The sequence below is a fragment of the Mesorhizobium sp. Root695 genome (assembly GCF_001428185.1).
GTDB lineage: Bacteria > Pseudomonadota > Alphaproteobacteria > Rhizobiales > Rhizobiaceae > Mesorhizobium.
In genome coordinates, this window is the sequence record NZ_LMHO01000029.1 from 1 (window position 1) to 23,502 (window position 23,502).

At 61.1% G+C, this 23,502-nt stretch carries 26 protein-coding genes; 19 read left to right on the forward strand and 7 right to left on the reverse strand.

What is annotated here, in order from left to right; translation table 11 throughout:
• The 3 genes from ASD99_RS33970 to ASD99_RS23060 all read left to right on the forward strand — a co-directional run.
• Positions 1 to 2,489: class I SAM-dependent DNA methyltransferase (locus tag ASD99_RS33970; protein ID WP_057145023.1), on the forward strand; the 2,489-nt coding region annotated here is incomplete at its 5' end.
• The gene (locus ASD99_RS23055) at positions 2,486 to 4,537 is read left to right on the forward strand and encodes a hypothetical protein (protein WP_057145024.1); all 2,052 of its coding nucleotides are present in this window, start codon (positions 2,486 to 2,488) and stop codon (positions 4,535 to 4,537) included. The genes ASD99_RS33970 and ASD99_RS23055, both read left to right, overlap by 4 nt.
• Positions 4,534 to 5,712 carry a GIY-YIG nuclease family protein gene (locus tag ASD99_RS23060; RefSeq protein ID WP_057145025.1) on the forward strand — a complete coding sequence of 393 codons (1,179 nt, stop codon included), beginning with the start codon at positions 4,534 to 4,536 and terminating at the stop codon, positions 5,710 to 5,712. Before ASD99_RS23055 ends, ASD99_RS23060 begins: the two co-directional genes overlap by 4 nt.
• A 117-nt stretch (positions 5,713 to 5,829) precedes the next feature.
• Here the strand turns inward: ASD99_RS23060 and ASD99_RS23065 are convergent, their stop codons facing one another.
• Positions 5,830 to 6,630, reverse strand: coding sequence for an inositol monophosphatase family protein (locus ASD99_RS23065; RefSeq protein WP_057145026.1), 801 nt, complete (start codon positions 6,628 to 6,630; stop codon positions 5,830 to 5,832).
• Positions 6,631 to 6,783: 153 nt separating this feature from the next.
• Between ASD99_RS23065 and ASD99_RS23070 the strand changes: the two genes are divergently transcribed.
• The gene (locus ASD99_RS23070; protein WP_057145047.1) at positions 6,784 to 7,674 is read left to right on the forward strand and encodes an abortive infection family protein; all 891 of its coding nucleotides are present in this window, start codon (positions 6,784 to 6,786) and stop codon (positions 7,672 to 7,674) included.
• Positions 7,671 to 8,630, forward strand: a complete 960-nt coding sequence (locus ASD99_RS23075; RefSeq protein ID WP_057145027.1) for a tyrosine-type recombinase/integrase — start codon at positions 7,671 to 7,673, stop codon at positions 8,628 to 8,630. Before ASD99_RS23070 ends, ASD99_RS23075 begins: the two co-directional genes overlap by 4 nt.
• 108 nt (positions 8,631 to 8,738) lie before the next feature.
• Here the strand turns inward: ASD99_RS23075 and ASD99_RS23080 are convergent, their stop codons facing one another.
• On the reverse strand, positions 8,739 to 9,200 hold the full coding sequence (locus ASD99_RS23080; RefSeq protein WP_057145028.1) for a hypothetical protein: 462 nt from the start codon (positions 9,198 to 9,200) through the stop codon (positions 8,739 to 8,741).
• A gap of 568 nt (positions 9,201 to 9,768) precedes the next feature.
• Here ASD99_RS23080 and ASD99_RS23085 point away from each other — a divergent pair.
• The 9 genes from ASD99_RS23085 to ASD99_RS33605 all read left to right on the forward strand — a co-directional run bounded on the left by ASD99_RS23085 (position 9,769) and on the right by ASD99_RS33605 (position 14,890).
• A complete protein-coding gene (locus tag ASD99_RS23085; protein WP_057145029.1) occupies positions 9,769 to 9,966 on the forward strand; it encodes a hypothetical protein in 198 nt (65 codons plus the stop codon).
• On the forward strand, positions 9,966 to 10,616 hold the full coding sequence (locus ASD99_RS23090) for a DNA methyltransferase (protein WP_057145030.1): 651 nt from the start codon (positions 9,966 to 9,968) through the stop codon (positions 10,614 to 10,616). Before ASD99_RS23085 ends, ASD99_RS23090 begins: the two co-directional genes overlap by 1 nt.
• 69 nt (positions 10,617 to 10,685) lie before the next feature.
• Complete coding sequence (locus ASD99_RS23095; protein ID WP_057145031.1) at positions 10,686 to 11,168, forward strand: gamma-glutamylcyclotransferase family protein; 483 nt, start codon at positions 10,686 to 10,688, stop codon at positions 11,166 to 11,168.
• A gap of 157 nt (positions 11,169 to 11,325) precedes the next feature.
• Positions 11,326 to 11,970: a ParA family partition ATPase gene (gene parA / locus ASD99_RS23100; RefSeq protein WP_057145032.1), complete on the forward strand. Its 645-nt coding sequence runs from the start codon at positions 11,326 to 11,328 to the stop codon at positions 11,968 to 11,970.
• Positions 11,967 to 12,257: a plasmid partition protein ParG gene (locus ASD99_RS23105; RefSeq protein WP_057145033.1), complete on the forward strand. Its 291-nt coding sequence runs from the start codon at positions 11,967 to 11,969 to the stop codon at positions 12,255 to 12,257. The genes parA and ASD99_RS23105 overlap by 4 nt, the downstream gene beginning before the upstream one ends.
• A gap of 99 nt (positions 12,258 to 12,356) precedes the next feature.
• Positions 12,357 to 13,409, forward strand: a complete 1,053-nt coding sequence (locus tag ASD99_RS23110) for a replication protein RepA (protein ID WP_057145034.1) — start codon at positions 12,357 to 12,359, stop codon at positions 13,407 to 13,409.
• 713 nt (positions 13,410 to 14,122) lie between these two features.
• Positions 14,123 to 14,398, forward strand: a complete 276-nt coding sequence (locus tag ASD99_RS23120) for a type II toxin-antitoxin system ParD family antitoxin (RefSeq protein WP_057145036.1) — start codon at positions 14,123 to 14,125, stop codon at positions 14,396 to 14,398.
• Positions 14,388 to 14,699 (forward strand): type II toxin-antitoxin system RelE/ParE family toxin, encoded by a 312-nt coding sequence (locus ASD99_RS23125; RefSeq protein WP_057145037.1) that lies wholly within the window; start codon positions 14,388 to 14,390, stop codon positions 14,697 to 14,699. The genes ASD99_RS23120 and ASD99_RS23125 overlap by 11 nt, the downstream gene beginning before the upstream one ends.
• Before the next feature lie 11 nt (positions 14,700 to 14,710).
• Positions 14,711 to 14,890 carry a hypothetical protein gene (locus tag ASD99_RS33605; RefSeq protein WP_156389056.1) on the forward strand — a complete coding sequence of 60 codons (180 nt, stop codon included), beginning with the start codon at positions 14,711 to 14,713 and terminating at the stop codon, positions 14,888 to 14,890.
• Positions 14,891 to 15,233: 343 nt separating this feature from the next.
• Here the strand turns inward: ASD99_RS33605 and ASD99_RS23130 are convergent, their stop codons facing one another.
• A complete protein-coding gene (locus ASD99_RS23130) occupies positions 15,234 to 15,581 on the reverse strand; it encodes a hypothetical protein (protein WP_057145038.1) in 348 nt (115 codons plus the stop codon).
• A gap of 199 nt (positions 15,582 to 15,780) precedes the next feature.
• Here ASD99_RS23130 and mobQ point away from each other — a divergent pair, with 199 nt between their 5' ends.
• A complete protein-coding gene (gene mobQ, locus ASD99_RS23135; RefSeq protein ID WP_057145039.1) occupies positions 15,781 to 17,028 on the forward strand; it encodes a MobQ family relaxase in 1,248 nt (415 codons plus the stop codon).
• A gap of 123 nt (positions 17,029 to 17,151) precedes the next feature.
• On the opposite strand, the gene ASD99_RS23140 is transcribed toward mobQ, so the two are convergent.
• Complete coding sequence (locus ASD99_RS23140; protein ID WP_057145040.1) at positions 17,152 to 18,780, reverse strand: type IV secretory system conjugative DNA transfer family protein; 1,629 nt, start codon at positions 18,778 to 18,780, stop codon at positions 17,152 to 17,154.
• A gap of 58 nt (positions 18,781 to 18,838) precedes the next feature.
• Positions 18,839 to 19,642, reverse strand: coding sequence for a hypothetical protein (locus ASD99_RS23145; RefSeq protein WP_057145041.1), 804 nt, complete (start codon positions 19,640 to 19,642; stop codon positions 18,839 to 18,841).
• Here ASD99_RS23145 and ASD99_RS23150 point away from each other — a divergent pair.
• Positions 19,642 to 20,118, forward strand: coding sequence for a hypothetical protein (locus tag ASD99_RS23150; RefSeq protein WP_057145042.1), 477 nt, complete (start codon positions 19,642 to 19,644; stop codon positions 20,116 to 20,118). The two genes, ASD99_RS23145 and ASD99_RS23150, sit on opposite strands and share 1 nt — an antisense overlap.
• Here ASD99_RS23150 and ASD99_RS23155 read toward each other — a convergent pair.
• Positions 20,115 to 20,477: a hypothetical protein gene (locus tag ASD99_RS23155; protein WP_057145043.1), complete on the reverse strand. Its 363-nt coding sequence runs from the start codon at positions 20,475 to 20,477 to the stop codon at positions 20,115 to 20,117. The genes ASD99_RS23150 and ASD99_RS23155 overlap by 4 nt on opposite strands.
• Positions 20,478 to 20,500: 23 nt before the next feature.
• Positions 20,501 to 20,854, reverse strand: a complete 354-nt coding sequence (locus ASD99_RS23160) for a hypothetical protein (protein WP_057145044.1) — start codon at positions 20,852 to 20,854, stop codon at positions 20,501 to 20,503.
• A gap of 398 nt (positions 20,855 to 21,252) precedes the next feature.
• Between ASD99_RS23160 and ASD99_RS23165 the strand changes: the two genes are divergently transcribed.
• From ASD99_RS23165 to ASD99_RS23175, 3 genes are all read left to right on the forward strand, one after another.
• Complete coding sequence (locus ASD99_RS23165) at positions 21,253 to 21,636, forward strand: translesion error-prone DNA polymerase V autoproteolytic subunit (protein WP_320410780.1); 384 nt, start codon at positions 21,253 to 21,255, stop codon at positions 21,634 to 21,636.
• Positions 21,609 to 22,901 (forward strand): Y-family DNA polymerase, encoded by a 1,293-nt coding sequence (locus ASD99_RS23170; RefSeq protein ID WP_057145046.1) that lies wholly within the window; start codon positions 21,609 to 21,611, stop codon positions 22,899 to 22,901. The genes ASD99_RS23165 and ASD99_RS23170 overlap by 28 nt, the downstream gene beginning before the upstream one ends.
• Before the next feature lie 145 nt (positions 22,902 to 23,046).
• On the forward strand, positions 23,047 to 23,502 hold a 456-nt coding region (locus ASD99_RS23175; protein WP_320410781.1), incomplete at its 3' end, for a type IIL restriction-modification enzyme MmeI.

The following is a 23,502-nucleotide window of genomic DNA, read 5'->3' on the forward strand; positions in this document are numbered from 1 at the left end:
ACCACTTTGGCTTTTTCCTGCCACTCGCGGGTATCACCACTGTTCAGCAAATCCGCGAAAGTTCGTTCGATAACCACTTTGGCTTTTTCCTGCCACTCGCGGGTATCACCACTGTTCAGCAAATCCGCGAAAGTTCGTTCGATATACGGGCTACGGGGCGCTTAAATCGGCTTTACGTCGAGCTCTTGAAGGAGAACCCGGAGTGGGGCACCGGCGAGCGCCGGCAGGACATGAATCACTTCATGGCGCGGCTGATCTTTTGCTTCTTTGCGGAAGACACCGATATTTTCATGCAGACGGGCCTGTTTACAGGCACGATCGAGCGAATGAGCGCCAGGGACTCCGCCGACACCCATACGGTGATCAGCGAGCTTTTTCGGGCCATGAACACCAAGACCGCCGAGAGGGCTGGCGCCCGGCTGCCCCGCTGGGCCGACGCGTTCCCCTATGTGAATGGTGGGTTATTTTCGGGCAGCACCGACGTGCCGCGCTTCAGCAAGATTGCGCGTTCCTACCTGTTGCACATAGGCAATCTCGATTGGAAAAAGATCAACCCCGATATCTTCGGGTCGATGATCCAGGCCGTTGCCGACGATGAGGAGCGTGGAGCGCTCGGCATGCACTACACCAGCGTACCGAACATCCTGAAGGTGTTGAATCCGCTGTTCCTGGACGATTTACGGGAGAAGCTGGAGGAGGCTGCGGATAACCCCCGAATGCTCCTGAATCTGCGCAAGCGCATGGCAAGGATTAGAGTGTTCGACCCAGCGTGCGGCTCCGGGAATTTCCTGGTCATTGCCTATAAGGAGATGCGCGAGATCGAGGCGGAAATTAACCGGCGACGCGGTGAGGCCGATTGCCGTAGCGACATCCCGCTCACCAATTATCGCGGCATTGAACTTAGGGACTTTCCAGCCGAGATTGCGCGCCTCGCGCTCATTATCGCTGAGTATCAGTGCGATGTGCTCTATCGCGGCCAGAAAGAGGCTTTGGCCGAGTTTCTGCCGCTCGATGCCCAGAACTGGATCACCTGCGGTAACGCGTTGCGACTCGACTGGCTAAGCACCTGTCCGCCGACCGGGACGGGCGTGAAATTGCAAGGCGACGACCTGTTCAGTACGCCGGTCGATCAGGCGCAGATCGACTTCCAGAATGAAGGGGGCGAGACATACATCTGCGGCAATCCGCCATACTTGGGGACCAAGTACCAGACGCAGCCGCAAAAGGCCGAAATCGCCAACGTATTCAACGCCGATCCTATAAATTTTGGCAACCTGGACTACGTCGGAGGCTGGGTCAGACTGGCCGCTGACTATATCACGCGGAGCCCGCGCTCGTCGTTTGCGCTCGTGAGCACGACGAGCCTTTTCCAGGGGGAGCAGGCAGAGATCGTCTTTTGGATCCTTCAGCGTTTCGACCTTGCAATCGCTTGGTGTCACACCGCCTTCAAGTGGGCGAACCAAGCTACGAATAATGCAGGCGTTTCGTGCTGTATCGTGGGCATCTCACGAAAGGAAGATACCGTACAAAGGGCAATCTACGATGGAGACTCTGCCCGAACTGTCTCCAATATTGGTCCTTACTTGGTGTCGATGCCTGACGTCGTGGTCACAAAGCGAGGCTCACCGTTGTCGACGGAACTTTCTCCGATGTCATATGGGAGTATGTCTAACGACAACAACGCGTTCACGATTTCGTTCGATGCGTATCGAGAGGCACTGCGCGCGAATCCGGATAACGGCCGTATCCTTAAATTTTCAGTAGGCGGCAACGAGTTTATAAATGGGATCGTTCGACCTGCAATATATATCGAGCCGGAGACGAAGCTCACTGATGAGCAGGTCGCTGAGTTCTCCGGTGTCTTTGACCGCGTCAAAGAATATCGAAGCTTGAGCCCACGTGCGGCCACGAAACGACTCAGCCAAACGCCGATGTATTTTGCCGAGCGGCGGCACCGTCCCGGAAGTAAGATTTTCGTCCCGCAAATTTTGTCTGAGCGGCGACCATACATTACGGCAGGTCTACTAGATGAAGATTCGCTGGTGATCGCGCCCCATATGCAGATCACGGATAGCAGGCTTCACAACCTCGCTATCCTCTCCAGCAAGCTTCACCTCATTTGGGTGGCCACGGTTTGCGGTAAACTTGAAACGCGGCTGCGATATTCCAACACGCTTGGCTGGAACACCTTTCCGGTTCCGACACTAACCGAAAAGAATAATGCCGACCTCAAGCGCTGCGCCGAGGACATTCTGCTGGCGCGCGAGGCGCATTTCCCGGCAACGATCGCCGATCTCTATAACTCGGACGAAATGCCTGCTGATCTGCGCGAGGCCCACGAACGAAATGACGAAGTGCTGGAGCGCATCTATATCGGCCGACGGTTCCGAAATGATACCGAGCGGCTGGAAAAGCTTTTCGAGCTCTACACCAAGATGATCGCCGTGCAGGGAGCGAGCAATAAACAAAGGGCAGGGGCAAGCGCGTGAACAGTGAAGTCAAATCCGTACCATCGATCTCGGTCTCCTACGCTCACACGGGCAATTCCGCCAAAGCCAACGAATTCGGCATGCGCCCAATGCAGGAGCGCGCCTACGAAAAGCGGGGCGAACAGTACCTGCTGATCAAATCGCCGCCGGCGTCGGGAAAGAGCCGGGCGCTCATGTTTATTGCCCTCGACAAGCTCCACAACCAGGGCCTCAAGCAGGCAATCATCGTCGTGCCGGAAAAGTCCATCGGCTCAAGCTTCAACGACGAGCCGCTGACCAAATACGGCTTCTGGGCCGACTGGACCGTTGCGCCCAGATGGAACCTGTGTAACGCGCCCGGCGCCGACGGCGGTAAGGTCAACGCGTTGGGGGCCTTCCTCGCCAGCAACGACCAGGTTCTGGTCTGCACCCATGCCACCTTCCGTTTCGCCGTCGACAAGTTCGGTGTCGAAGCGTTCGACGATCGGCTGATTGCTGTGGACGAGTTCCACCACGTCTCAGTCCACCCTGACAACAAGCTTGGCCTGCATTTGGGCCAATTTATCGGCCGGGACCGCGTGCATATCGTGGCGATGACCGGTTCCTACTTCCGGGGTGACGCGGACGCTGTGCTGTCGCCCGAGGACGAGTCTAAATTCGATACCGTCACCTACACCTATTATGAGCAGCTAAATGGCTACGAGTATCTGAAAGAGCTCGATATCGGCTACTATTTCTATTCGGGGCCTTATTCCGACGACATTCTGAAAGTGCTGGATTCCTCGGAAAAAACCATCATTCACATTCCCAACGTCAATGCGCGTGAAAGCACCAAGGATAAGATTCGCGAGGTTGAGCATATCATTGAGGAGCTGGGCGACTGGCAGGGGACCGATCCAGCTACCGGTTTCCAGCTAGTGAAAACGGCCGATGGTCGTGTCCTGAAAATAGCCGACTTGGTCGACGACGACCCTGCCAAACGCGACCGTGTATCTGCCGCGTTGAAGGACCCGGCGCAAAAGAACAATCGCGACCATGTCGACATCATCATCGCTCTTGGTATGGCGAAAGAAGGGTTTGACTGGATTTGGTGCGAGCACGCGCTGACGGTCGGCTATCGGTCTAGTCTGACGGAAATTGTCCAGATCATCGGCCGCGCGACACGCGACGCTCCGGGCAAGACCCGTACCCGTTTCACCAATCTGATCGCGGAACCTGATGCCTCCGAGCAGGCCGTATCCGAGGCCGTCAACGATACGCTAAAGGCGATAGCGGCAAGCCTGCTCATGGAGCAGGTGCTTGCCCCGCGTTTTTCGTTCACGCCCAAGACACCCACCAGCGGGCCGGCCGAAGGGTTTGACTATGGCGAGAAAGGCTATGATCCCGGTCAATGTAACGTCGGTTTTGACCACCAGAACGGGCAATTCCAGATCGAAATCAAGGGCCTGGTCGAACCAAAAAGCAAAGAGGCGACTCGTATCTGTAAAGAAGACCTCAACGAGGTCATTGCAACCTTCGTCCAGGATAAGACCACCATCGAGCGGGGCCTGTTCGACAAAGAGCTGGTGCCTGAGGAGCTCACGCAGCTGCGCATGGGCAAGATCATCAAGGATAAGTACCCCGAACTCGATGCCGAGGACCAGGAGGCTGTGCGCCAGCACGCCGTGGCCGCCCTTACTCTGACCCAAAAGGCCAAGGAAATCGCCTTGAGTTCAGTCGACCCCGCCACCGTCGGAAACACCGCCTTCATTCAGGGTGTTCGGCAATTCGCGATGGACGTGCGGGAGCTCGACATCGACATGATCGACCGCATCAACCCGTTCAGCGAGGCTTATTCGATCCTGGCCAAGACGATGAGCGAGGAAAGCCTCAAGCAGGTTGCGGCGATCATCGCCGCCAAGCGCGTCAACCTGTCGCTCGAAGATGCGCGCGAACTGGCTAGGCGAGCCCTGGCATTCAAACAGGAGCGCGGTCGCCTGCCGTCGATCACGTCGGCCGACGCGTGGGAAAAGCGCATGGCTGAGGGCGTCGCCTTTCTCGCCCGCAAGGCCAAAGAGGCGGCACAATGACCGACTTTTCCGACCTTGAACTGTTGGACGCGCTAGGCGTCGACATCGAGCAGGAAAAAGCGTCCGCTCGGTCTCCCCACGAGGAACGCATCATCGCGGGGTTTGAGGAAATCCAGCGTTTCGTTGAGCAGCACGGGCGCAACCCGCAGCATGGTGAGGGCGGCGATATCTTCGAGCGGATTTATGCTGTGCGCCTCGATCGCCTGCGCGCTTTGGAAGACTGCCGTGTTCTTTTGGAACCCCTCGATCGCCAGGGGCTGCTTGTGTCAGCCGCTTCGCGGTCACAAGCCCCAATAGCACCCGACGATGACGACGAACTGCTGGCCCAGTTGGGTGTAACTGCCGATGCGACCGATGACCTTACCGATTTGCGCCACGTCCGCTCAACGGTTGATCGCCGAGCCGCCGAGGACATTGCCAACCGAGAGCTTTGCAAGGATTTTGAGAAGTTTAAGCCCCTATTCGAGCAGGTACAAAAAGACCTGGAAACGGGGCTCCGGCAGACCACTCTCTTCGCGATGAAAGCCGAGATTCAGCCCGGCCATTTGTTCATCGTCGGTGGCCAAAAGGCCTATGTTGCAGAAATGGGGGAGGTTTTTTCGAATGCCCAAGGCCGCACTGACGCGCGTCTTCGCGTCATTTTCGACAACGGCACGGAAAGCAATCTACTGATGCGCTCGTTGCAGCGAGCTCTGCATAAGGACGACGCAGGCCGGCGCATCTCAGATCCCGTGGCTGGTCCCTTGTTCACCCAGGAAAGCGATGATGGTGACCAGGCGAGCGGGACAATTTACGTGCTGCGCAGCAAATCCAACGATCCCACGGTCGTCGCAAACCGTGCAATTTTGCATAAGATTGGAGTGACGGGCGGCAGCGTTGAACGCCGCATCGCCAACGCACGGCTCGACCCGACCTTCTTGATGGCCGATGTGGAGATTGTCGCCACCTATGAGCTCTTCAACATTTCTCGCGCGCGCCTTGAGAACGTCATCCATCGCATTTTCGGCGCCGCACGCCTGGATATCGAAATTAAGGATCGCTTCGGGAATCCTATCATCCCGCGAGAATGGTTCCTGGTGCCTCGTTTTGTAATCGACGAAGCTATCGAGAAGATCAGAGACGGCACGATCGCCGGCTACGCTTATGACCCAAAGACCGGAACCCTTCGGCAATAACACCGACAGCCGCCTTCGATATCACTCGATGCCGTGCGCCGAACCGGCCGCCAGCACCATTCCGATCGCATAGAACCGACGGTTTTACGACTGCGGCGCTGCAGCGCGCGGCATCTTTCAGCGGGGCGCCAGCGGCTTTTTCACCGTCTTGAGCAGCGCGCGCTGGATGACCTCATTGCCGGCAACGGCGGAGCCGTTGTCGAGCATATCCTGCCCTCCATCAATGTCGGAGACGAAACCGCCGGCTTCGCGGATCAACAGCAGGCCGGCGGCGATGTCCCAGGCTGACAGGCCGGTTTCCCAGAAGCCGTCCATGCGGCCGGCCGCGACGTAAGCGAGATCGAGCGCGGCGGAACCGAGACGCCGCACGCCCGAGACCTCGGCCATTACGTTGCGCAATTCGACGAGGAAATTGCCGTGGTGGCCGCGTCCCAGATGCGGCATGCCGCAGCCGATAACCGTGTCGACCAGCTTGGTGCGGCCGGAGACGCGCAGCCGGCGGTCGTTCATGAAGGCGCCACCGCCGCGTTCGGTCGTATAGAGCTCGTCCATCGCCGGATTGTAGATGACACCGGCCACGATCTGCCCCTGGCGCTCGAGCGCGATCGAGACGGCGAAGAGCGGAATGCCGTGCAGGAAATTGGTGGTGCCGTCGAGCGGGTCGACGATCCAGCGGTGCTGGTTGTCATCGCCTTCGACCACGCCGCGTTCTTCCATCAGGAAGGCGTAGCCGGGACGCGCCTTCGACAGCTCAGCAAACAGGATGTCCTCGGCCTTGCGGTCGGCCTGGCTGACATAGTCGCCAGGACCTTTCAGCGAGACCTGCAGGTTCTGCACCTCGCCGAAGTCGCGCGACAGCGAGCGGCCAGCCTTCATTGCGGCCTGAACCATGACGTTGAGAAGTGCTGAACGTGCCATCGTGCTTTTTCCTGCTACTGCGCATCAGTCCGCGCGGCGAACGTAACTGATTTCGTTGTTGTCGACGAATGCTAAGCATGCCGATGCCGGCGTAAGCCCCTTCCGGGTTAGCGCTATCTATGATAATGTCCTTTATCATAGATAGGAATGCACATGACCGGCCGCTTCTCAATGTACGTCATCACCGCCCTGGTCGACACGATCACCGGCGGCGCCGGTAACGACCAGTCGCCGCCGATCGGCATTTACCGGTCAGGGCCAAAAATCGAGAAGTTCTTCATGGATTGCGGTCTGGACATGCGCATCGGCGTGAAATCGCGGGTGCCGGCCACGTCCGACTTCCTGCGGGAGACCAGCTCGCATTGGGAAGGCGACGAGCGCCTCGAACGCATTGTCTTGAAGGTTTGTGACCCCCGTGAGTATCTGGCCGAGCCCGACAAGGCGGCGGCAGTCAGAGAGCACCTGAACCGAGCCCTTGAGCCTGACGGGCTGGCGGTGACGGTCGTGGGCGGAAAAGCCCACCTGACCGTCCGGGGCGCCTCGGGCATGATCATCCAGCCCTTTATCACCAAGATCACCGTTCTGAACTTCGACACCGTGCAGGCCGAGATTGCCCGCGCGTTGCCGAATGCCAAAGACGACCCGGAGGACGCGGTTACTGCCGCCTGCTCCCTGGTCGAGGCCGTTTGTCGGTCGATTCTTATCGAGCTCGGGCTCCCCCTGCCCGCGAAAAGAGACGTCGACGGCCTTCTGCGCGCGGTCCAGGAGCCGCTTGGGCTGTCACCTGGCCGGTCTGACCTGCCGGCCGAGGTCGAGGCTGACATCAGGCAGATTCTAGGCGGGCTGACCTCTGTGGCCAAGGGTATCGGAGCATTGCGCACTCACGCCGGCGACGCTCACGGCCGGGAGAAGGGCTTCAAGCGCATCGACCCGCGCATTGCCCATTTCGCCATCAACGCCGCCAGCTCTATCGCACTGTTTCTCATCGAGACGTGGGAGCGGAAAGAGCATCGGACCCTGCCCCAGCATGGAGAACCGGCATGAACGAGCTTTCCATTCTTCCTTCCCACACCTCTTTGCCCGCCATTATCGGCGCCGCGAACCCGCAGCTGCAGATGCGATTTCTGGAGTTTTTCACCGCCAACATCCGCAATCCAAACACCCGAAAAGCCTATGCCCGAGCCGCAATTGATTTTTTAGCCTGGTGCGGCGATCGGGGCGTGACCGCCCTCCCCGCCATCCAGCCTATGCATGTCGCAGCCTGGATCGAGGAGCTCGGCCGGAGCCATTCCGTCCCGACGGTCAAGCAGCGCCTGGCGGCCATCCGCCACCTGTTTGACTGGATGGTGGTTGGCCAGGCAATGCCCAGCAACCCAGCCCACACGGTCCGCGCGCCCAAGTATTCGGCCCGCACAGGAAAAACGCCGGTGCTGGCGCCCCAGGAGGCACGTCAGCTGATCGACAGCATTCCGGTGGACACCATCATCGGATTACGTGACCGGGCGCTCATCGCCCTCATGACCTACTCCTTTGCCCGCATCGGTGCCGCGATCGGCATGGAGGTGCGCGACCTATTCGTGCAGAATCGGCGCTTGTGGGTCCGCTTGCACGAGAAAGGCGGCAAGCGGCATGAGATGCCTTGCCATCACAGCCTAGAGCAGTATCTCGACGCCTACCTGGACGCCGGCGCCTTGCGGGACCACCCGCGCTCGCCGCTGTTCCGCACCATCGGACGCGGCACTCACCAGTTGTCGGAGACCCCCCTCACCCAGGGCGACGCCTTTGCCATGATCCGCCGGCGGGCAGCCGCCGCCGGCATCGACACGCTGATCGGCAACCACACTTTCCGCGCCACCGGCATCACCGCATACCTGAAGAATGGCGGGACGCTTGAGAAGGCCGCACACATGGCCAACCACGCGTCGACCAGGACAACGCAGCTCTATGATCGACGGCATGACGAGGTTAGCCTCGACGAGGTCGAACGCATCCTGATCTAAGCGCTCGGCATGATGACCGGTTAACCGGGCTCATAATCGTAAAATCGTATTTACGCTTCGGGAGTAAGGCCCTGAAGGCCCCCCTTGCGAGGGCCTTCAGGCAATGTTCTAGAACAGGTGCTCGGCTTCCAGTGCTTCACGCACAGAGTCGGGAAGGCGCCATTGCCATGCCGACGCCGTATGGTCCCACTGGTAATCGAAGAAATCGGCCTCATCGTCATAAGCCGAAGTTCCGGCCATACGACGGCCGAAGGCACCCATGAGGCCGGAGAACTGCTTCATGCTGTAATTGCTCGCTTCATAGAGTTCTGCGCTCGAAGCCCAATCAGGATGGGCCTCGTAGAGCTTCTTGAGCACTGCCAGCATGCCGGTGGAGAGCGGGATGCGCGTCAGCACACGCCGCGCAAAATCAACCGTCACGAACTTTGAGCCATCGCCAGCCGCACCCGGAGGCAGCGGCTGCTTGGGAGCATTCGTGACCGGAATAGCCATGACCTGCTCACCGGGCTGCATCTTCTGGACGACCTGACTGATCTCCTCAGGCGTTCCTTCAAACATAAACATCTTCATAAGAGGCTCCTCTGGGCCTGCTCCAAGCGAGCCGACAGCCTGTATCTAGCGATGGGCAACGGTGATTGCAAGGTCTGGAGCACACTTTTAGGAAATCGCCGGCGTCATAATCCCTGCCCTCGGCCTGCCCTGGCTTTGCTCCGTCCCTGCTCCATCGCGAAAACGCGGTGTATTTGAGCGAAGGGGCTGCCTTTAAGACAGCCCCGGTCCGTGGCGAGGAATGGCGCCCCGTCCTGCCGGGACAATCTCAGGGGCAGCTTCGGCCTCATCATCGGAAGTGAGAGCCCCCTCCCCGAACCAGGCGGCAATCGCAAAGGCGCTTCAATCCTTGAGCTGGGAAGCGTTGGCGTTCTGTATGGATCTCCGTCGGTAGGCTGCGCAGCGCGGCCGGCATCGGTCGGGAGATGCGCCGGCGCCTGGCCTGGTCAATTGGACTGCCCGCTCTTTCGCTACGCTCCCGTGTGGCCATTGACCCTGCCCGCCCGTACCGGGCTCAGGCAAGCCGGCGCCAAGGCTCCCCGACCGGCCGCGACAGGCGCAGCCGGAGAAACCAACGGGAGAAATCTCCATGACACAGAAACAATCCAAGCGACCCAGCCACGAAGTCTACGTGGTCGAAGGCGAAGGCGATAAGACGCACTGGACCAAGGTCGGCGCGGCGTGGCCACACGACGACGGCGAAGGCTTCAACATCACCCTGAGTGCCCTGCCCCTCAACGGCCGGCTGGTCATTCGCAAACCGAAACCGCAAGAGGACCGGGACTAGTGGGTCCCCTCCCCTGCAACACCGTGTTGCTTGGCGACTGCATCGAACAGATGCAGCGCCTCGCGGCCGGGTCGGTCGACTTCATCCTGACCGATCCGCCGTATCTGGTCCGCTACCGCGACCGCTCCGGCCGCACCGTAGCCAACGACAACAATGCCCGCTGGCTGAAGCCGGCATTCGCTGAAATGCACCGCGTGCTGAAGCCCGGAGGCCTGTGCGTCAGCTTCTACGGCTGGGACCACGCCGGCGAGTTCCTTGACTCCTGGCGAGCAGCCGGGTTCCGGATTGTCGGGCACCTGGTGTTCTGCAAACCTTACGCGTCGTCCCGCCGCTTCCTCAGGCATCATCACGAGCAGGCGTATCTTCTCGCCAAGGGCAAGGCCCCCTGCCCTGCCCGGCCGGTGTCCGACGTCATGCCGTGGGATTATACCGGCAACCGCCTTCATCCTACCCAGAAGCCGGTGGCACCGCTGCAGACGCTCATCGAGACCTTCAGCCAGCCTGGCGAGCTCGTCCTCGACCCGTTCTGCGGTTCAGGCTCGACCCTGGTAGCCGCCAAAGCGGCCGGCCGCCAGTTCCTCGGCATCGAGCTCGACAAACAGCACCAGTTCACTGCATCCCTGCGCGTCAACGCCATGGAGGCGGGCTAGCCGCCTCGTAAAAGCGTAGAATCGTATTTACGACTTTACGCTTTATCGTAACCGTGCTCGGATGCACGCATGCTCTACTTTGCCTACGGCTCCAACATGGACACCGACCAGATGAAGGCCCGCTGTCCGGGCGCCACGAAAGTCGGCAAAGCCTGCCTCCCCGGCCACCAGCTCACCTTCCCGAGGCTGTCTAAGGGGCGCGGCTGTGGCGTGTCGTCGGTCGCAGCAGCTGACGGGCTCGACGTCTGGGGCGTCGTTTATCGCCTCACGACGGCGGATGCCGCGCGACTGGACGCCAACGAAGGCTTCGTTGCCGGGCGTGCCGCACACCTGAACAGTTACTACCGCACCACAATTAGCGTCGTCATGGACGACATCGCCGTGGAGGTCGAAACTTATATCGGCGTCCCCCAGGAGGCGCCGCCGCTGCCGAATCTTGAATATCTTAAGCTCATTCGGAATGGCGCGCGGGAGCACGACCTACCTGAAACCTATCGGGCGCTGCTTGAGGCCTTGGTGGCCTCGGATCAAGAGCCCCGACAAGTCGTATAATCGCATAATCGTAAATACGCTTTTGCAGAAATGTGGCTCGGCCGCCACTGGTCGTTAGGGCTTTGTTAACCAAAGCTGGGCGAAAACTGAAAATCGTGAAATCGTATCGTCGTAGAATCGTAAATGCGACGAACCACAAATACAGAAAGGCGACGGCATGATCATTGGCGTGCTCAACCAGAAAGGCGGTGTCGGCAAGACCACGATCGCCGTGAACCTCGCCGCAACCCTCGCAAAGACCGGTAGCCGCGTGCTCCTGGTCGATGCAGATCCCCAGGGCAGCGCTCTCGCCTGGTCAAGCGCCCGCGCGCTCGCACCGATCTTTTCGGTTGTAGGGATGGCTAAGCCGACCCTGCACCGCGACTTGCCGGATATTGCCAAGGATTACGAGGTCGTGGTGATCGACGGCGCTCCTCGCGTCAACGAGCTCGGGCGCGCGGCCATCCTGGCCAGCGACGTGGTGCTCATCCCGGTACAGCCGTCGCCTTACGATATCTGGGCCGCCGCCGACACTGTCGCCCTCATCCGCGAAGCCCAGCAATTCAAGCCCAATCTGAAAGGCGTATTTGCGATTAATCGTAAAATCGCAAATACGGCGATCGGCCGCGACGTGGTTACCGCCCTTGAGGCTTTCGGAGATATTCCCGTGCTGACAGCCGCGCTGCACCAGCGCGTCATTTACGCGGAGAGCGCAGGGCAGGGGCTTTCCGTCATCGAGGTTGCACCGCATGGCGACGCCGCCCGCGAGATTGCGAAGCTGGCCTCGCAGTTGTTCAACCAGCAAGAAAGAAAAGTTGCATGAGCCGCAAGACCGTCCCGTTCAACATGCCGACCAAGGCCGCGCCGTTGCCGCCGGCGTCTGACGCCTGGGTAGGCACGGCAACGAACGACGTCCCGGAAGGGAAGGGGGCCAAGGTTACCCAGCTGAAACCGGCGCCGGCGCCGGCCGAGGCGATGAAGCGGTTCACCATCGATGTGACCGAGAGCCTGCACAAGCGCATCAAGGGACAATGCGCCATGCGCGGCGTAAACATGGCCGACACCATCCGGGAGATGCTTGAGAAGGCCTTTCCAGAGCCTAAAGCGTAAAATCGCATTTACGCTTTTACGATTCTACGCCGCCGAAAGATGCCTACAACTCAGGCAGTCCAATTCCCCGCACTCCCGAATCAGGGCTAATGTGCCGTCGTGACCACTTACGCCATCCGAGACGCCGACCTGCTCGCCAAGCTTGAAGAGGCTCGTGGCAAGTTTCTGTTCGAGACAACGGTCCGCAATCTTGAGCACCAGCAGGCCGAGCGCGACGCCGACGCCGTCAAGGCGGCCGCGCGCGCGACACACCTCGCGACGTTATCCAGAGACTCCCGCCGGCGCGCCATCGTCCGCGAAGTTATCGAAAGCGAAGGACCGTCTCCGGATCTCCTGCGGTTCCTGCCGACCCCGCTTGCCATCTGCGGCTTGCCCTACCGCCGCCTCCCGACGGGAACGCCATACTTCGAGCGCCAGCAGGGCCGCATGGCGGTCACGGTATCACCAGGCTATCTGCGCTCGCCGGACGGCAAGCTAGTCGCCCAGCCGATCCCGTGGGGTCCTAAGGCGCGCCTCATCATGGCTCACCTCAGCACCGAAGCCCTCAAGAACCGCAGCCCGATCGTCGAGACCGCGAACTCCCTCAGCGCGTTCATGCTCGACATGGGCTTCGAGGTAAGGGGAGGGGCTAACGGCTCCATCCAGCCCTTCAAGGAGCAGATGCGCGCCCTGGCGGCTTGCCGTATGGAATTCAGCGCCTGGGATGGCAAGAAGTCCTCCCAGATCGACGTGAAGCCCATGGAACGAGTGGAACTGTGGTTCGGCGACCATCCGGACCAGCAGAGTTTGTGGCCCACCACCATCGCCTTTTCGGAACGCTTTTTCGCCGAGCTGCAGAAGCACGCCCTGCCGATCGACGTTCGCGCTTTGCGCGCCTTCTCCAATTCGGCCCGCAAACTCGATCTCTTGTTCTGGATCAGCTACCGCATCACCCGCCTCAACGAGCGGCTGGTGCTGGACTGGAAGCCGCTGAAAGCGCAGTTTGGTGAAGGTTTCGCGCGTGACCGCGATTTCCGTGCCCAGCTGGCCGACGACCTCGCCAGCATCCACGAGATCTTCCCGAAGCTTCCGATCAAGCTCACCGACCGGGGCCTAGAAATGGAAGCCGCCGAGGCCTCCGTTTTGGCCATTCCGCGCCGCATTCGCGGCTAACCCCTCAATCCGAATCACTTGCACGAAAAAAGCGAGCAATCGCAGCTATTTAGGTACGCTGATTTGGTCGCACTTAACCGTATATTTTTCCCAAGTCTTTCAAGCCCTTGATAGGGGTGCTGCGCTGATTTGGTCGCGCCCATGCGCTGATTTGGTCGCGGTAAGGGGAAAAGATGCGCTGATTTGGTCGCGGGCGGCCGCTGATTTGGTCGCTCAATTTACGCTGATTTGGTCGCGCCCCTCTTATATAGAACAGAAATACCCAGAAAGACTCCTACAGAAAGCCTTCTTCCTAAAAGCCTTACAGAATCTCAGAAAAAGGGCCTACGGCGTTTTTCAAATTGGGATTTTTAAAGAGAAGAAGGCCGGTGATCAGGGGCAACCTCGGGAGCCTGGCAACATCGCCTTGGCTATCAGGAAGGCCGTACAGACGTTTTTGGCTGTGAGGAGGCGCCGGTGCACCGGACAGGGTGGAAAACGCGCCCTACGGGCTTCTGTGAGGCTTGAGATTGGTTGAACGCCACCCGCGAGGGGTGGCGTCCTAACCCTTGACGGTCATCGGCCTCCCGGCCTGTACCGCGACCACAGTGAATCACGGATCATTTTCGCGGTCAAACCCGCCGCTAAGAGATCTGCTTGGGAATACGGGTGTCAGAAATTTGTATGACACTGTCGCACACCGTGCTATAAGGGAGGTAACGAAAGAATCTGCCATGAGAACCAGCAAACCGATCTCCGTGACCCTCGGCCGCCAGCAGAGCAGCGTCGACGCGCGCCTGTCGTCCGGCGCCTACGATTCCGCCAGCGAGGTCATTCGTGCGGCGCTCCGCGCCCTCGACCGCGAGGAACAGACCATCACCGCCATCATGCGCGCCAAGGTGCAGGAAGCCCTTGACGATCCGCGTCCGGATATTCCGGCCGACGAAGTGTTTGAGCGCCTGGAGCGCAAACACGCCAAGCGCATGAAGGCCGCAGGCCGTGACGCATAGGGTCACTTTTCACGCCTTCGCGGAAAGCGATCTCGACAAAATCGACGACTTCATCGCACAGGACAGCCCGGAACGGGCGATCGCCTTTGTGCGTCGTATCCGGAAGCATTGCGAGCAGCTGGCAGAGATGCCCGAAAGTGGCCCGCGCCGGGAGGAGCTCGGCGCCGGCATTCGCACGTTGAGCTTCGAGCGCCGTGTCCTGATCATCTATCGCATCGAGGGGCAGGCCGTCCGGGTGCTCCGCATCCTTTACGCAGGCCAGGACTACCCGGCCAACCTCCAGGATGAGCCGGGGTCATGAGTGCCACACGTGTGACAGATGCTTTGCAGGCGATCCGTGATCGGATTCGCTGGTCGATCGACGACCCCCGGCCGAGCTTGTCGGCTGCCGAAGCTGAAGCCACTCTAAAAGCCTTTTTCGAGGCTGAAGCAAACCGCACCGTTGTCGGGCACGACAAACGGTTCCCGAACCATGACGGCGAGCCCGACTGACAGCACACCTGGTCGGATGCCGCCCGCTGAAGGCGGCTCTAGCGTCGACGAGGTGGAGATCCACACCCGTCTCCTTGAGGCCATGCAGCGGGCCAGCCTCAATGACCCTCGGCCCGGTGTGCCTATCGGCGAGCTGATTGCGCGGCTGCAGGCCCGTCTCCGCGACATGACCAAATCCAAAACCTAATCCTACCCGTCCTAACCCTTGTCCAAATATCCTCGGGGGTGTGGGGGCAGACAGCCCCCACGGGGTAGTTCGGACTTTCGGTTGCTTTGGATGCACGGGCCGTTGGGCGCGGCGGGGGTCTGGGGGGAACCCCCAGCTTCGCGCGGAGCGCGACCGCTACGGTATACAGGTTGCGCCGAGGTAGTGGCCCATAATCAACGGAAGCACGAACAGCATCACGCCGCCGGCGACGATGCCGAGGGCGCCCTCACTGCGGAACCAGCTGACAGCCCAGATGATGAGGCCGAGCGATGTGATGAGCACGCCGAGCTCGCCGGCGAATTGCACCAGAGGTCTGGTCGCCATGCAGAACAGGAACGGCTTCTTGTGGAACCAGGGCAGGGCGTACTGGTCGACGACGAACAGCACGAACAGCGGCACCAGAATGAGTGCGGCAAGATTGCCGAGAAGTCGCGAGGGCGAGGCCCAGGAGCCGACGGAGCGTTCGAGTGGAGAGCGTGACATCGGGTGACGTTAGCAGAACACAGGAGAGGGGGAAGAGGGAAGATTGACAGAGGTAATAGCGCACTTATACATTGCTTCGCAACATAGGTGCTCCGGCGGCCACAGGGGCGTGGCTTCTCGCCGGAAAGGAATGCCGTTCCGGCATGAAAATCGGGTGTGTTGCGCGGGCAACCCGCGCAGTTTTTGAACAGGGCGGAACGTGGCCATCTATCACTTCTCAGGCCAGGTGCTCGGTCGCAAGTCAGGCACCAATCAGGACGGCAGCTGGCGGCCCGGCTCAAAGGCTGTGGCGGCTGCCGCCTACCGATCGGGCGAGCGCCTGCAGGACCACCATCACAGGCAGACCCACGACTACAGCGGCCGGCGCGGCGTAGTACACGCCGAGGTCCTGGTGCCGCCTGGCGCGGCGCCCTGGCTCGCCGATCGCGCGCTGTTGTGGAACACTGTCGAAGGGATGGAGACGCGCAAAGACGCCCAGCTCGCGCGCGAATTCAACATGGCGTTGCCGCATGAGCTGACGCGTGAGGACCGCATCGATCTGGTCCGCGATTTCGCAGAGATGCATTTCGTGCGGCGTGGCATGGTCGCCGATATTGCCCTGCACGATCCGATTGCGGAGGAGGGCCAAAGCCCCAAAAACTTCCATGCCCATGTCATGCTGACGATGCGCCGCGCCACCGCGCGCGGGCTCGACCCGGTGAAGACCCGCGAATGGAACAGCCGGGAGCTGCTGAAGGTCTGGCGCATCGAGTGGGAGCTCGCATGCAACCGCGCGCTGGAACGCGCCGGCAAGCGGGAGCGCGTGGACCACCGCACCCTCAAGGCGCAGCGGGAAGAAGCTATCGCAGCCCATGACAGAGCGCGGGCGGCAGATCTGTCCCGCCGTCCGGAGATCCACGTTGGCCCCCAGGCCAAGCAGGCGACCAGGCCTGACAACCAGCCCAAGAGCCGGGTGCGCGAGGTGGGTGCCTACAAACAACGCGAAGGCGCAGCGCCACAGCGACGCCGGCGTGATTATCCGGGACGCGATGAGGGCAGCCGCCTCAATTTCCTGGAGAAGATCCTGACGGCCAACAACGCCGACAGCTACCGGCGGCTGAAGGCGTTGAATCATCGCATGGACCGGGTTCGGCGCAAGGTCGACTACTGGGAACGGCGCGCGGCGTTCCACCTGGAAGGCATCGCTGTTAGCCGTCAATTCCGGTTCAATCGCTGGAAGGCGGGCAAGGAGGCCAAGGCGGCGACCGCTGCGGAAAAAGAGCGCAAGGCTGCCCATGCCCGTCGCAGGCTTGCGCAGATCGGCGCGCTGATGAAAGCCCTGGACGGCATTCTGCGTGTCACCACACGTCGGCGTGAAACGGGACTGGTGCGGATGCGCGAGGTCGAGCGCTGGATCCGCCGTGTCCGGAGCGGTGGGCGGTCAGGTTCGCGGGGGCGTCGACGCTAACGAAGAAGCCCCATCCCGGCCGCGCCTCAAGGCACGCTACGCTCTTCGGCCTTGACCCGCAGCCAGGCTGGGGCAGGAGGCTTGGGACCAGAAAGCCCCGATGTGGGCTTTCTGCCCCATCAATCAGAGGGCGCCAGGCTGTGGAGCGGATCTGTTCTGGTCGGTTGGCAGCAAAGGAGCTTCGACGGTGACGCGGTTGCTCTGGACGACAGACGGACCAGGCCCATGCGCCGGCGGCCGGGTAAACCCCTGTGGTCGCGAGCCAGTCCAGCGATCCCACTTGCCTTTCCAGCGCCAGACCTTGCGGTAATCGAGACGTCGGCCGAACAGCGGGTAGGGGACGTGGCGCATCTTGGCGATAATGCGCGTAAGCGGCAGGCGCTGCACTTCAGCGGAATCGAGCAGCGGGTAACCGCTTTCGGAAAGACCGTCCTGGCGATTTTCGCGTGACCATTGGCCGGTGGCCTGGCTGGTGCCGGTGGAACTGGACATCGACGTCCCAGGCCCGAGCATGCGTGCAACATAATCGCCGGTGTCGTTGTCGTTGACGCCGAAGAACAGCCGCGCTGACGCGTTGCTGAGGAAGGCAGCGGCGCCGTCCTGGTAGACTTTCTGGACCTGCGGCAGGTTCTGCCAGATGAGCACTGGCGTGCAGTAGGCACGCAGCAGACCCGCCTGGCGCTCGAGGGGCTCGAGCCGGCCGAGCACGGCGACCTCGTCGAGCAGCAGCACGACCTTGCGCTTGGGAGGCGCCGACTTGGCGCGTGTCAGCGTTTTCAGCACGCAGCCGACCATGACGCGCAGCCAGGGGCCGTAGACTTCGAGCACGTCCTCGTCGACGCAGAGATACAGGGTTGAGACCTGGGTGGTGAGATCGTTGAGGGTGAACGTCGACGAGCTGGACAGGACGCCGGCGGGAGCGCCGGCCGACCATTGCTCGGTGCCCTTCTGCAGGTTGGACAGGATCGATGAAAATTCCTCTGAGAACTTCCCATCGGCGTCGACCGCGCTGGTCAGTGCCCCGGACGCGATCTCCTGGGCGGCCAGGGAAGGGGAGTGTTCGGCAATTTCCTGCATGGTGGCAATGAAGGTCTCTTTGGACCCCACCGACAGGCGGCGCACGGTCGCGAGATTGCGGCTCGCATCCGGTTCATGCAGCGTGTGCAGGATAAGCGCCTTCATCAGCGACACGGCTTTGCGGTCCCAGTGCTTTTCACGGCCGTCGGCTTCCGAGGCGACCATGAGGCTCGCCAGAGCCTCCGCGTCGTCACTTTCGTTTGGCGTGCCCTGCCGCACGATGTCGAGTGGGTTGAAACGCTCGGAGTGCGCGGGATCGGTTGGATTGAGCATCCACACTTGCCCGAGCTCGGCACGTCGCCGGCGGGTGATGGCGAAATTTTCGCCCTTTGGGTCGGTGACCACCATTGATCCACGATAGCTGAGCAGGTTCGGGATCACGACACCAAGGCCCTTGCCGGCGCCCATTGTGGCGAACACCATGATCATGCCGTCTTGCGAGAACCTCAGCAGGCGGCCGAAGGCGCCCCGGCCGAGGATGACACCCTGGCCACGGACAGCGCCGTGCCACACCTGGTGGAGCCGCCCGGCCCATTTGGCGGAGCCATGAGAGCCGCCCTTGCGGCGTCGGTAACGGCGGTATTTTCCAGGAGCGCGCGCCAGCCACAGCAGGCCCTGAAGCACCAGGAGCAGCAGCTTAATCGGTCCGACGATTGTCCAATAGAGCACGTCCATGCGTCTAGCCTCTCACGGCCGCCAGGCCACAGCAAACCGGTTGCCCGCACACGCGCCACTAACGGGCACGATAGCTCTCCACCGACATCAACGGCGCTTCGCTTCTTGCCAACCACAGAGCTCCGTCCGGCGCCGGCATGGCACGCGGCGTGACCGGCGCGAACACATCATCGTCGATCGCCGGCAGAAGCATCTCGGCTTGAGGGGGAGGGGCCACTTCCGTCTTTTCAACGAGCCTGCGCGGAACGCCCTTCATTTTCTCGGGTCGGCGGCCGAGGCGAGCGATCCAGACCGCGCCCTCGGCCGGCAAGACGTGCGGCTCCACCACATCGAAGCCACCGTCATTGAGCGGTTCGGCAAGTCGGAGGGCCGGCGCAGCCACGGCGGTGGAACGATCGGGTTTGGGCGGCACCGAGAAGGGCTGGCCGTTTCGGTGTGCCGCGACATAGATGAGATAGTCCAACCGTTCGAGCAGCTCGCTCGAGCGGGGATGCGGAATCATCAGCTGACTGCCCGTGGTCGCATAGATGATGTGGTCGGGGCGGCCGAGAATGGCCGCCGGCGATCGGCCCGATGACGAAGGTGCTGGGGACGGCGCTGCCGCGGGAACGGCAGCCGCGGGCGCTGATGCCGCCGACCCCGGCGGCATGATGTTCTGAATGGTCACCTGGACCGGTGCGACGCCCTCGCTGCGCTGGACCATTTGGCTGGGTATCGACGGCGGCGCCGGTTGCACGGTGCCCGCCGGCTGTGATTTGTTAGGCGAAGGCCTGTCAAACCTCGACAGGATGAAAGACACGATTTTCCAGCCGATCAGCCAGCAGCCTCGAAAAATCCAGACGTAGAGCTTCAGAACATCCAATGGCCGCTCCCGTTTATGATCAGTACGCCGCGAAGATCTGCCGCCATGCCGGCCTCCCTGCAGGCATCTATGACGGCCAGGACCTCAACGACGTCGTCATGGCCCTCCCTCTCGGCGAGGGCCACGCCATACTCGCTGGCACGGAGCTCGAAGAATTGCCGAGGCTCGGCGAAACGGTTTCGGTCAATAATCACATGCAGGCCAATTTCTTCGACGTTATCGGCATGGACGGCAGGGAGCTTCATGAGTTTACCGCGCCGATACTGGTTCGGCGCGGCTACATCGAGCGCCTTGAAGGCTGGCGTGAGTGGCGCACATTATCGGTCTGGCTGCTGCAGGAATATCTTGAGCCGGTGGTAGTGTTCCGGAACACGCCGGTTCCGGTGAAGACCGCCGCATTCGAGCAGACCGACTACTACGTCGCCGATGTGCGCGTGATCTTCAACCGGGATGAGCCATTCCGCTGGCATGGCTAGACCGCTTGGACCTGCGCCGGCGTGCTGCAGGTGTCGTAAATGGCATTCTGCACCATGCAGTACAGCATCTTCTTGGTGTAAAAATCGGCTGTATGGGCTTGCAGCAGATAAGGCAGGAAAGCCGAGTTAACACCCTGCGGGGAGCCCATGCTGATCAGCGACGCCCAGGCCGCAACGCGGGATGTGACGGCTATCTGAAGCTCTATGGGCGCCCTGCGGCGATGCGCAATAAGTCGCTGGCCTGCAGGAGAATCGGGATCCGGCGCCGCATTGATGGCCTCCAGGTAACGGCCCGATCCTCCACTGGCATGAGAAGGACGTGGTGCAGACTGAAACAGTGACGCGAATTTCTTGAACATTCGATGCCCCCGAGCTCGACCGCCTACTTGAAGAGGCCGCGCTTCGACAGACCGAAGGCGCTTTTCAGCAAAGCACCGCCGACGCCCAGCGCTACCGTCCCGGCAATCTTGGCGGCTTTTTTCCCGGCGCTGTCGTATTCAGGGGGCAATGTCACGTCACCGCCGGTTTTGACGCGATGCTGATAGAGGGCGTTGTAAACCCAGTTGTTGACGTCCACGCCGCTGTTGTCGACGGTCCCGTGGGCATAGGCTTCCACCGCTGAACGGATCGGCGCCGGCACTTCGGAACTGCGGCCGGCTCTGGCGGCGTCTATGTATCGGCTAACGAAAATAGGTGAAAATTGCTGGGCGTATGCTTCAGCGCGACGGTCGACCATTGTTGCTCCCCTGAATAGCGGCGCCCCAAGCGCCGGTTCAACAGAGGAGCAAAGTCGAGTTGTGAAGTAAAGGTGGGCTGCCCGCCTCTCGCCAAAGATTTCTGTTGGCACAGCAAGCCTGATGTCACCCGACTGCTTTGATTCCATAGACTATGCTAAGGGGCTCCGCCCCTCGCACGCGCAAGAGGGCCGAGCCTCGGCTTCGCCTGCGACCGCACCCATCCCCTCTTGCCCGTGCTACCCCCGGACCTCGCCGGTCAGGCAGGGGTGCGGGGCACCCTGAATTCCGAACAACAATCAATTTCGTTGGCGCAGGAATATGTTCCTGATATGTTCTCGAAATGCCCTTAGGTCACTCACCTCTAATATGCCTCGGCACCTTGTCGGAGGTGCCGATCGTGCTGCCGGTGATGGGCACGCGGATCTGCGCGGGGTTTCCGAGCCCGGCCGATGATTTCCTGGACGGCGAGCTGGATCTCACCCGGATCCTGGTCAAGAACAAGCCGGCGACGTTCCTGTGGCGCGTGGCCGGCAGTTCCATGCGGGACGTCGGGATCTTCGACGGCGACGTCGTCGTGGTGGACCGAAGTGTCAAACCCAAAGACGGCGTTGTGGTCGTGGCCGTGATCAACGGCGAAACTAGCCTCAAACTCTTCAGACGCGGCAATCCGCCGAGCCTCACATTTGCCAACAAAGACATGCCGGCGTTTCCGATGGATGACGTCTCCCAGGTCGAAATCTGGGGGGTGGTCACGTGGACGCTGCACAAGCCCCGCGCGTAGAGCGCGTTTACGCGCTGATTGACGGCAACAGCTTCTACTGCAGTTGTGAGCGCGCCTTCGCGCCGGCGCTCAACGGGCGGCCGGTGATTGTGCTGTCCAACAACGACGGCTGCGCGGTGGCCAGAACGCCCGAGGCGAAGGCCCTGGGTATCGCCATGGGCGCGCCATTCTTCAAGATCCGCGACCTGTGCCGGAAGAACCAGGTGGCGGTGTTCAGCAGCAACTACACGCTCTATGGCGACATGAGCCGGCGGATGAACGAGATCTACCACCAGTTTGCGCCGGAGGTGGAGGTTTACTCGATCGACGAGAGCTTCCTCGACATCACGGGCCTGGGCGGCGGCAACTATGTGGCCTACGGGCAGCAGTTGAGGCAAACCGTCCGGACCTGGACCGGCATCCCCACGTGTGTCGGCATCGGACCGACCAAGACGCTCGCCAAGCTGGCGAACCGGACCGCGAAGAACCATGCGGAGCTGAACGGGGTCTGTGATTTCAGCGACGTGGCGACGCGGGAGAAGTACCTGCCGGCGACGCCGGTGGGTGAGTTATGGGGCATTGGCGTCGCATCGGCCGCCAAGCTGAAGGCGATCGGCGTGGAGACTGTCGGGCAGTTGCGCGCCCTGGAGCCGAAACGCGGCCGTCAGCTGCTGACTGTGGTTGGCGAGCGCACGATCCATGAATTGAATGGCATCGCCTGCCTTGCGCTAGAAACCCTGCCTGCAGGACGAAAGGGCATTGCAGTGACGCGCAGCTTCGGCCGGCCGGTGACTTCGCTGGCCGAGATGCAGCAAGCGGTGGCGGCCTACGCGACGCGCGCGGCCGAGAAACTTCGGCGGCACGGGCTCTGTGCCGTCCAGGGCTTAGTTTTCATGCACACCAACGCCTTTAACGGCGACAAATGGAGCCATACGGGTAAGGCGATCGAGTTTTTGGAGCCAACCGACGATACCCTGGAGCTGGTTGCCGCAGCAACGACAGCGGCCGCTGCCGCTTGGCGTAGTGGATACCGTTACGCCAAGGCTGGTATCATGTTGACCGAACTCATGCCCGCAACCATGGTGCAAACGTCCTTGCTGGCGATCATCGATCGTGAGGAGCGGGTTAGGCTGAATATTGCGATGGACGCCGTGAATGGGCGCTTTGGCCGGAACACGCTTGTGCCGGCAGCTATGGGGCTGAAACGATCCTGGTCAACCAAGTTCGACCGGAAATCGCCGTGTTTCACCACGCGTTGGGAAGAGTTGCCCCAGGTGGCAGCTTAGCCAAGTGCTTGTTTTGTGAGCACCGGCCGTTCTTGCCCGAATGCATACATCTTGGATTTGGGGTAGATCTTGAGGGACAAAGGACATTGCCAGTGATCAGACCGACCATCTTTTGCCCCAGCTGTTCAGTTGGAGAGCGTAGCCGATGAACGCGGTTGAAATTGAACAGGCGATATCCGCGCTTGCGGAGCAGCCTTTTGACCGCGAGGAGTTCCCGTACCTGTTCCTCCAGGCCTTCGGTAACAAGGAAACCACGTTAAAACGCTTGCGCGCCGGCGCATCGAACAAGTCGGACGTGGGCGGCGTTCTCCAGACCAGCAATATCCACATCGCCGTGTCACCGGCCGGTGAAGTCGGCAAGACGCTGGCAGCCCTCAGGGCTAGCCCGGCAACGGCCAGGGCGAAGGCAAAGTTCGTGCTGGCGACGGATGGCGAAGTTTTCGAGGCCGAGGACCTGACCAGCGGTGAAACCGTAGCCTGCTCCTATCCGGACTTCCCGGACCACTTTGGCTTTTTCCTGCCACTCGCGGGTATCACCACTGTTCAGCAAATCCGCGAAAGTTCGTTCGATATACGGGCTACGGGGCGCTTAAATCGGCTA

What these genes read in the sequence shown, in the direction of transcription:
- ASD99_RS23060 (WP_057145025.1), top strand. Translation starts at nt 4,534, where the DNA reads ATGACCGACTTTTCCGACCTTGAACTGTTGGACGCGCTAGGCGTCGAC.
- ASD99_RS23065 (WP_057145026.1), bottom strand. Translation starts at nt 6,630, where the DNA reads ATGGCACGTTCAGCACTTCTCAACGTCATGGTTCAGGCCGCAATGAAG.
- ASD99_RS23070 (WP_057145047.1), top strand. Translation starts at nt 6,784, where the DNA reads ATGACCGGCCGCTTCTCAATGTACGTCATCACCGCCCTGGTCGACACG.
- ASD99_RS23075 (WP_057145027.1), top strand. Translation starts at nt 7,671, where the DNA reads ATGAACGAGCTTTCCATTCTTCCTTCCCACACCTCTTTGCCCGCCATT.
- ASD99_RS23080 (WP_057145028.1), bottom strand. Translation starts at nt 9,200, where the DNA reads ATGAAGATGTTTATGTTTGAAGGAACGCCTGAGGAGATCAGTCAGGTC.
- ASD99_RS23085 (WP_057145029.1), top strand. Translation starts at nt 9,769, where the DNA reads ATGACACAGAAACAATCCAAGCGACCCAGCCACGAAGTCTACGTGGTC.
- ASD99_RS23095 (WP_057145031.1), top strand. Translation starts at nt 10,686, where the DNA reads ATGCTCTACTTTGCCTACGGCTCCAACATGGACACCGACCAGATGAAG.
- parA (WP_057145032.1), top strand. Translation starts at nt 11,326, where the DNA reads ATGATCATTGGCGTGCTCAACCAGAAAGGCGGTGTCGGCAAGACCACG.
- ASD99_RS23105 (WP_057145033.1), top strand. Translation starts at nt 11,967, where the DNA reads ATGAGCCGCAAGACCGTCCCGTTCAACATGCCGACCAAGGCCGCGCCG.
- ASD99_RS23120 (WP_057145036.1), top strand. Translation starts at nt 14,123, where the DNA reads ATGAGAACCAGCAAACCGATCTCCGTGACCCTCGGCCGCCAGCAGAGC.
- ASD99_RS23130 (WP_057145038.1), bottom strand. Translation starts at nt 15,581, where the DNA reads ATGTCACGCTCTCCACTCGAACGCTCCGTCGGCTCCTGGGCCTCGCCC.
- ASD99_RS23140 (WP_057145040.1), bottom strand. Translation starts at nt 18,780, where the DNA reads ATGGACGTGCTCTATTGGACAATCGTCGGACCGATTAAGCTGCTGCTC.
- ASD99_RS23150 (WP_057145042.1), top strand. Translation starts at nt 19,642, where the DNA reads ATGGCCGCTCCCGTTTATGATCAGTACGCCGCGAAGATCTGCCGCCAT.
- ASD99_RS23155 (WP_057145043.1), bottom strand. Translation starts at nt 20,477, where the DNA reads ATGTTCAAGAAATTCGCGTCACTGTTTCAGTCTGCACCACGTCCTTCT.
- ASD99_RS23160 (WP_057145044.1), bottom strand. Translation starts at nt 20,854, where the DNA reads ATGGTCGACCGTCGCGCTGAAGCATACGCCCAGCAATTTTCACCTATT.